The organism is Vibrio sp. JZG10 (assembly GCF_054064075.1).
On record NZ_JBSUGE010000002.1, the window covers coordinates 503,395 to 511,469 of the forward strand.

General features: G+C 40.3%; 9 protein-coding genes and 1 tRNA gene. 4 read left to right on the top strand and 6 right to left on the bottom strand.

What is annotated here, in order from left to right; genetic code table 11:
- Positions 1-4: 4 nt before the first annotated feature.
- Complete coding sequence (locus ACWYVB_RS04710; RefSeq protein ID WP_457528137.1) at positions 5-580, bottom strand: imm11 family protein; 576 nt, start codon at positions 578-580, stop codon at positions 5-7.
- 1,003 nt (positions 581-1,583) lie between these two features.
- On the opposite strand from ACWYVB_RS04710, the gene ACWYVB_RS04715 reads away from it, so the two are divergent.
- The 3 genes from ACWYVB_RS04715 to ACWYVB_RS04725 all read left to right on the top strand — a co-directional run bounded on the left by ACWYVB_RS04715 (position 1,584) and on the right by ACWYVB_RS04725 (position 3,424).
- On the top strand, positions 1,584-2,225 hold the full coding sequence (locus tag ACWYVB_RS04715; protein WP_006741014.1) for a murein L,D-transpeptidase catalytic domain family protein: 642 nt from the start codon (positions 1,584-1,586) through the stop codon (positions 2,223-2,225).
- A 330-nt stretch (positions 2,226-2,555) separates the two neighbouring features.
- Positions 2,556-3,014, top strand: a complete 459-nt coding sequence (locus tag ACWYVB_RS04720; RefSeq protein ID WP_006741015.1) for a hypothetical protein — start codon at positions 2,556-2,558, stop codon at positions 3,012-3,014.
- An 86-nt stretch (positions 3,015-3,100) separates the two neighbouring features.
- Positions 3,101-3,424, top strand: a complete 324-nt coding sequence (locus ACWYVB_RS04725; RefSeq protein ID WP_046875977.1) for a hypothetical protein — start codon at positions 3,101-3,103, stop codon at positions 3,422-3,424.
- 125 nt (positions 3,425-3,549) lie between these two features.
- On the opposite strand, the gene ACWYVB_RS04730 is transcribed toward ACWYVB_RS04725, so the two are convergent.
- The 3 genes from ACWYVB_RS04730 to ACWYVB_RS04740 all read right to left on the bottom strand — a co-directional run bounded on the left by ACWYVB_RS04730 (position 3,550) and on the right by ACWYVB_RS04740 (position 5,324).
- Complete coding sequence (locus ACWYVB_RS04730; RefSeq protein ID WP_053807828.1) at positions 3,550-4,230, bottom strand: DedA family protein; 681 nt, start codon at positions 4,228-4,230, stop codon at positions 3,550-3,552.
- Between the two features lie 50 nt (positions 4,231-4,280).
- Positions 4,281-4,718 (bottom strand): hypothetical protein, encoded by a 438-nt coding sequence (locus tag ACWYVB_RS04735; protein ID WP_258667410.1) that lies wholly within the window; start codon positions 4,716-4,718, stop codon positions 4,281-4,283.
- A gap of 87 nt (positions 4,719-4,805) precedes the next feature.
- Positions 4,806-5,324: a DUF4136 domain-containing protein gene (locus ACWYVB_RS04740; protein ID WP_005397138.1), complete on the bottom strand. Its 519-nt coding sequence runs from the start codon at positions 5,322-5,324 to the stop codon at positions 4,806-4,808.
- 371 nt (positions 5,325-5,695) lie between these two features.
- Here ACWYVB_RS04740 and ACWYVB_RS04745 point away from each other — a divergent pair.
- Positions 5,696-5,770: transfer RNA gene (locus ACWYVB_RS04745), tRNA-Gly, on the top strand.
- Positions 5,771-5,787: 17 nt separating this feature from the next.
- Here the strand turns inward: ACWYVB_RS04745 and ACWYVB_RS04750 are convergent.
- Both ACWYVB_RS04750 and ACWYVB_RS04755 read right to left on the bottom strand, forming a co-directional pair.
- Positions 5,788-6,645 carry a sterol desaturase family protein gene (locus ACWYVB_RS04750; RefSeq protein WP_065645933.1) on the bottom strand — a complete coding sequence of 286 codons (858 nt, stop codon included), beginning with the start codon at positions 6,643-6,645 and terminating at the stop codon, positions 5,788-5,790.
- 7 nt (positions 6,646-6,652) lie between these two features.
- The gene (locus ACWYVB_RS04755) at positions 6,653-7,663 is read right to left on the bottom strand and encodes a DUF2804 domain-containing protein (RefSeq protein ID WP_048624941.1); all 1,011 of its coding nucleotides are present in this window, start codon (positions 7,661-7,663) and stop codon (positions 6,653-6,655) included.
- Positions 7,664-8,075 lie beyond the last annotated feature (412 nt).

The following is an 8,075-nucleotide window of genomic DNA, read 5'->3' on the forward strand; positions in this document are numbered from 1 at the left end:
ACTCTTAAACAAGCACCTCTTTGAAATCCAATCCAGTCAAATTTAGTTCTTTGACTCTATCGTACAATCCACCTTTTTTGTCCGTGCAAAACGTCCTGAGTCCCGCACCTTTTACTCTGAATAAGCCAGCTTCATTAATGGCTTCTCTATTCAAAACGAGTTTCTTAAACGGCCTAGTACGACTCGGTTTCCCATTACGAAGGTTATACTTGGTAGCAGAGCTATCAATAGCATCGATTTGAGTAATAATATTTAATGCTCGCCAAGGCTGTCCTTTTAGACTCAATGGCAAGAATTCGACATTCTCGCTTAACGCACCAAGCTTATCAGCAATGGCAGCTGGCACAGCGAAAGTAACCGCTCCCCAAGCAGCAACATCAGGCCTAGGTAATGTGTTTTCACCTTCAACATCTAACCATTCAATATCAATACTTCTCCAACAGTCTTTAACAGATTCTCCATACAGCTGGATAGGTTCGTTTGTGGTTACTTGAAGGGACATTTCCAATGCAGATTCTTGCAAGATTGCAAAATCATGCGCATTGGGTGTGACAATAAACACTTTGTTAAATGCTGTCATAACCATCCTTAAACAGGTTGAATAGCTTCTCTTAATGGGAACTCTCCACCCTCAAGATTTTCGCCTACTTAGCTAAATATATCAATTATGCTTGGTATGTTAATGTCACTGCATTATCAGGTATGACAAAATAGGTTTAAAGATCAAAATTAAAAACTCGATACTCAGCTAAGAAAGGGGATTTTTCTCTATGAATCAAACATAAGGTCCAACATAAAAAATCACTCTTAGATTCAACAAGATAAAAATTGATACAAGTTCGTACGTTAATTTTTGGTATTATTATTTTTCGATGAAACCTCACAGTTATTTAAATATTTAATCAAAACGATAGAATTACTTTTTGGTAAGTTTAGTTCAGATTTTATGTATTTAATTGAAAACAAGAGGAAATAAGTAAAAGCTGACAAAACTTACTTTTGTACTGCTAATCACCGGCTTAGATGATTCGTGTAGAAGCTCATTTGTCGGCTCCACTTAGACTTAGCTTTATCACTTGTGAACAAGAAATGCCCTTCTTCTCAGTATTTCTCTACCTTTCTTATCCATCTTGTTGTTTACCCATTCACTTAAAATGCACTAACACACATAACGAGTTGACGTTACGATTTGTTACGAGTCAAATCACAAATCTAAACGCAAGCTAAATAGACGTACAAAAAACAAACATATTGAAATAAAAAGAATTTCTAATCTAGAAAAATAAAACGTCGTTTTTATAAATTCGCCACCTCACAAATATCCTTAAACACAGTTTTATTAATTACACATATCAGATATTATTTATGCCGAAGTTTATCGAAACAATCGATTAACTTCATAATTTATTTGAGTTTCAAACAGTTAGTTTTTAACTTGAAAACTTATCGTTAACCCAATATTAAGTACCTAAGCGTACAATAAGAAACATTGGGAATAGAATTATATTGATGTGCATGTTGTTTTAACGAATGCATGAAGCAATCGGTAAATTTGTAACACCATAGAGTTTTATTTAGCCAAGATGAAAAAGTTAATTTTATTATTTATATGGACATTTCTGTCTGCCTCTCCTTTTGCCTTTGCAAAACAAGCAGATAACGAAGTCAAAAGTCACATACCACAGAATCAAATTGAACAAGTGTTCAAACAAGCAAAGTTAGATGGCGTAGTAGACTTTAAATTGTTTCGTGACGCTTATATCGCGTACCAAAAAACACCCGATAGAAAGAAATCAGTACTAACCATTATCGACTATAGTAAACCATCGACTGAAAAACGCTTTTATGTGGTTGATTTAGATAAAAAGAAGCTTATCTACAATACTTATGTTTCTCACGGTGTGAACAGTGGAAAGAAAACAGCGACGCAGTTTTCAAATGTGGTGAACTCGCGTAAAACATCACTGGGTACGTTTTTGACTGACACCACCTACTACGGATCAAATGGTTATTCACTTCGATTAGATGGTCTAAGCTCAGGGTTGAACGATAAAGCTCGCGAGCGTTATATCGTTGTGCACGGTGCCGACTATGCTAACCCTTCTTTTATCAAGAAGAATGGTTACCTTGGGCGCAGTTGGGGTTGCCCTGCACTGCCAAAGAAGTTGTCTCGTGAGATCATTGACACCATAAAAGGCGGCAGTGTTATTTATGCAAGCGCATAACGCGGTGCAAATTATGTGGGGAAGAATGCTCTATTTCTTCCCTAACAAATAATCGGATTGGCTCAAGCTTCCTTGTCTCATGACTCTCTTTACCTGTTTCTCCAGTTTTCGCTTGCCTCAACGCTAAAATTATTTAGGTATTAGCTTATACCCAAATAACATCAGAAAACTCTGTTCATCCCTCTTCCATCTCGTTAGTATACGCTGAGTTGGTCAGACACCGATTTTCATTGTTATCATAGTGTCACTAAGATTCCGTAGTCATAGTGATAGTCTATGACGTTATATGTTTAGGGTTACTTCTTGCGTTATCTACACCGTATATTATTGATGCTTTCATTGTCCCTATTTTCAGGGTTCATCGTTGCCTCATATGCGCATACGTATCACCACACTAAACATTACACCTCTGAACGCTTGCTTAAACTTGCGCAACAAGACGATTTTGAACTAGCACATAGCGAATTCCATACTTTTGCCTCTCCAAGTTCTTGGGGCTCAGAAGGTTATTATCTGCATATAAAGCGCGAGTTGTTAGCGCTGGTTTCCTGCCGCCGAACATCCGCCACTGATGGTGTTTTATCATCAGATTTTACTCCTGATTATTTTTTACTTGTTGCTTTCTCTTCCCCACCACTATTGGAATTGGCAAAACAAGCATCTCGCTTACCTCTTGATGGTTATGGCGGGCTGATGAGTAAACGCTCTCTCTATCGACTCTCAGGAAGAAAAGAAGCCAATTTAATGTACGTCTTTACTCATGGTCGCAACGCCTTCCCTGTTGTTTAACTTTTTATGACATACAGAGAACACGGAAATGTAACGATGAGAACCAATACGCTCATTGTTACTAGAACCAATTTGAGGTCCATATAATGACAAAATTCGCTACGACTATCGCACTAGCATTACTATTTGCAACGGGCTCAGCCTTCGCTAACACAGAAGCAAAGCCAGAAGAAATGAGCAATGAGACTCTGCTAGAGTGTGCCAATGTTTCTAATGCACGTATTGCGGTTCCTGAACACAGAGCGATGTTCAGACACTACCTAATGTCTGAAAGAAACTATAGTTTCAGCCAGTTATCTTCTGCTGAGCTTGAATTTAAAGCAGCAGATAAGAATGAATCCGAAGTAGAAACTATCTACAAGTCTCAGTGTAAAGAGGTTGGCGAGTACCTATATAGCATTGGCTATTAAACTCGAAACCCTAACGACACTCAAAAAGAAAGGCGCATACATTGCGCCTTTCTTTTTACTGATAAAAACCAGCCGATTAGATGTCTAATCTGTATACAAGCTTAAAAGTGCAAATCAAAGTAAACTTACTGAGAAAACTCTGACACATCCTTGGATTTACAGAACGCTCGACGTGCTTTAACAAACAAGAAACTAAGCACCCCAATCACAAGAGTAATTATTGGGGCCGCCATTAATAGCATTGTGATCGTTTTGCTTATATTCTCTGGTAACAAGGGAAGCAATAAACCAAAACCGCATAATATCAGCGTCCATAAAATCGCACTCAGCCACGCAAAGTAATGGAATTTACTAATACCTTTCACTCGCAACCCCATCATTAATGGCAATAGGGAACGAACAACCGGAATAAACCGCGCACAAAAAAGCGCGATCAATCCATGTTTACTGAGTAATACGTCGACCTGTTCCAAACGCTTTTGAGGAACCGCGCTCACCCAGCCTTGGACCTTAGGTAAGCGATTTAGCCACTTGCCTTGTAAGTAAGCTGCCCAACTTCCCAATCCCGCACTAACAGCTATCACCAACATGATCATTATTGGATCAAGGACACCAACCGCCGCCAGCGTACCGGATAATACGACGACACTGTCGCATGGGAATGGCGCAGCAGGAATAAAACCACTTTCCAAAAAGATAAGCGCAGCAACAACAAAATAAACCAATCCTGCACCGCCTGGCGCCATTAACGCCGTAAAATCTTGATGCCAAAAGGCACTCAAGACCTGAATTATCGAATCAAACATAAACCGCTCCTAAGCATAACTAACCAAAAATTGTAAAAACATGGAATGTGTTAGCGAGCATGTATAAAGCGGTATATGAGATTCGATTCTTTCCTCGCACCGATTCTGTATTTAGAATGAGTAAAAATACTTTCAACACAACGACCTAAAGCCTCATTGCCGATGCGTTTTAGCAGCCCCATCGAGTGAATTGCCGAACGATGTGTCCACCAAACTACAGCAAGCGTTTCAAACCATTCGAGTTCTACATCGTCGTTCGAGCTCGTTTCCTTAGAATGGCTAACCCTCAATATATTCCGGCTGTTTAAACTCGGATAGTCTTGTTGTATTGGAGAGGCAGGGTGTTCTGAAAAGTGCTTCGACTTAGCGTCAACAGCAATATTCTGGTTATGAAAGGAAAGAAAATTTGGGTATGAGTGCGCCATACTCATGCTCGGAGCCAACAAGCAGAAAAGTAGTCCGAGTAAAGCAATCAGAGTCGTACGCACAAAGGTAACCAAAACCAAAATAATAAGTTCTTTTAACCCTGTGCGTAACGATTGGCAATTAGTATTCTTAATCGTTAAGAATACTAATTATTTTTCACCGTAAGGGTAGTTTTCAAACATTTTCGCAATTTCTTCTTCAATCAGAGACTCTCTTTTCTCAGAGCTCATAGACTCAGATAGTTTCCTGCTTGAAACACCTTTCCACACAACCTGATTAGCCTTTGCATCAACAAGCTCTACCACCAGTTTGCCATACTTACGTTCTTTGTATCGTTCCGGGCTTGAAGTGATCACGCCAAAGCTATTCCAACCATAACCGAAACTCACCGAAGACCCAGAAGAGACAAGCTCGGACTCTTCGACGATATCATGATGAACGTAAAGGTCCCCACCACTATTCACTTTAATTAAGCCCTTGTCTTCAAGCTGTTCAGCCAATCCTTGTTCAATACGTCGACCATCAATACTCGTAGGGGCTTCTGCTTGGGCACCGAAATCAAACGTTCTGTAAGCTGAAAAATCGGCTTGCTTATCAACATCCGTTGTTACGGTTGTACAAGCCGATACGAGCATCATCACCGCCCCTAATATCAAACCTTTCCACATGTTAAATCTCCTTTGGTTAAGCTGACTGTTTCAGCGGAATTACGCTAGTGCTATACATACGCTTCAGCAGTAAAAAGTAATCATTTCAATATCTAGTCTTGACCATGAAACCTGACTGTTCAATAAACGCGATTAACCTTTACACTGACAATCTTGAATATCATCAATGCCTAAACGCTAGTAGACAGTGTGTTTGCCCCTAATTAGCAGCCATCGATTTTAGAAGCGGAATCGCTGACCCTCCTGAAAAACAGAGACAATGGACACTTTAACACCAAGACGCTACTTTTTTAGGCATCTGACAAACAATTGATGAGAAAAGACTTTTCTTTTTCGTTCAGTGTGGCATATTACCTGAGTCCTATCGATGCGCGGGCATCGTATAATGGCTATTACCTCAGCCTTCCAAGCTGATGATGCGGGTTCGATTCCCGCTGCCCGCTCCAATCTCTTTTATCTCAATCTACTCAAAAGAATCCGATGGCGGAGCAAATAGACAGCGCCAACGTTGTTTCCACGTTAAATTTGGTCGTGTTACGTCATAAAACATATCTTTCCATTCTGCAAACGTCACACGAATGGGATTAAAGCTGTTTACAGGTTTAGAAATTCCATACCTAACGGTTTCCACTTCTGGTTCAAACGTTCCAAACATCCGATCCCAGATAATCAACACTCCCGCGTAATTTTTGTCGATGTACTGACGGTTTATACCATGATGAACACGATGATGAGATGGCGTGTTAAATACCCACTCTAGCGGTCCAAGCGAGCGAATTGATTGAGTATGAACAAAAAACTGTAAGCCCAGATTAAACAGCACAACGAAGACGACCCACTTAGGATCAAAGCCAATAATCACCAAAGGCAACCAGAAAACCCACATCCCCGCTAACGGATACATCAAGCTTTGACGAAACGCGGTGCTGAAATTCATTCTCTCCGAGCTGTGATGGACCACGTGCGCAGCCCACATCCAACGAATACGGTGGCTAGCTCGATGAAACCAGTAATAGAAAAAATCTTGCAGGACGACAAGTAACAAAAACGCTGAAACGCTCATTTCGATATCAAACAATCGCCAATCAAACCACCACAAATATAACTGAGCTATCAGTAAACCTGTGAGTATGTCTGTCGCTTGGTGTAAGCCCGCAAGCACAAAATTACATACAACTTCCGGAATATAATACGTCGCGCTTTCAGGTAAACGTCCCCTTCGTTGTCCAAACCAATACTCTGCAACCATACATAAAAAGAAAACAGGCGCCAAAATCATCAGAAGTAATTCAGGGCGTTCCATCAACTGTGTCCAATCCATTGTGTTTCTACCATTTTGCATAGTGATCTTCAGTAAGACCTATGACTTCTTCTAACTGATGTTTGATACCATTCCCATCAACGATGTAGCCAGAGAAATAGCCGATATATTGACGAAAATTGCTTTTGAGAAACCAAAAGTTCTTCTTTTCTGAACGTCGATTTAAAGGCGTGAATACTAGGTCAATCCGTTTATCTTCCGACGTGATATGCCACCTTTGTCCTTCATCATTTCGTGAAAATTGAAACTGAACAGGCTGTAAAAAATGCCGTTCACCATTAATCCAGAATACATTTTCACAGTAGCCCGTTTCATTGACACCCGCAGCTAAGTTCAGCCCCAACCGTCTGCCGCTTTCAAAGCAATTAATACTCGCCCACCGCCAGCTTGTCTCCCGTCGCATGTACCCAGCGGAAAAGTCGTAACCAGCAGCCACTTCTGAGAGATCTTGTTCCTTTCCTAATATGAATAAATTGCCATCTACCGTTAACGCATTATGTTTCTGCGTATAAGTCCAACCCGCATAACCGGTTGGCGTACACAACATTAATGGCAAACTCATACTTTCTGGACGTAAGTAGAGATCAGCATTGACAGACTTTGTCACAAAGTGGACGTGCCAAATACCATTCTGAATAGAAAACTGAATACTTTTGTCAGCAAGATGGGCATGACTAGACCAACTGGAAGGCTGAGTTTGATAATCAATATTAAAAGGCTTTAACCACTGCTGCTCCACTAACTCATTATTTTGAATGTCAAACAGATAGCAAAAACCAGATGCTAAATACCTAATATCCGCAATCGCAACCCCAATCACGTAGTTAGGTGTGACCAAATTAACGAACTGAAACTGCTTATAGTCACAGTAACGGCGCCACTTAGACGCTGGCTTATCCATCTCATCAAGGTAGGTAAACTTATCTAACTGTAAAGATGTGGGAATCCCATCAAGATGGCCAAACACTGGTAGACCGTTTTGCTGAATAAACGAGTCCAGAGTCTTAAGCTCATGCATATTTTTATCTTTTTCGAGTCAACACGCTCAAATGTTAACACCGAGTTAACAAAAACAGTTTGCGTGACAGCACAACAATATCGACTAATTTGGCTTCTGCTCGCTATATGTGAAACCGATCACTCAACCATCCAATCATGTCACTCACTTAATCTTCCTCATCAATACGACCAGAAGTTGGAAATTGAGCGTTCTCATCCGCAGGAAAGACCATTATAGCCATTGAGAATTGGTCAAAATCACTATTTAATGGGAATAAATTCATATAAACTGATTGCTTATTCATATCAAGGAAGAGATCTATGTCACACATACACGATACTATTGTTGCGTTGCAACACAGTAGCCCGGCTCAAAAAGAGTTTTACCAAGCCGTAGAAGAAGTATTAACTTCTCTCGCTCCAGTCATAGA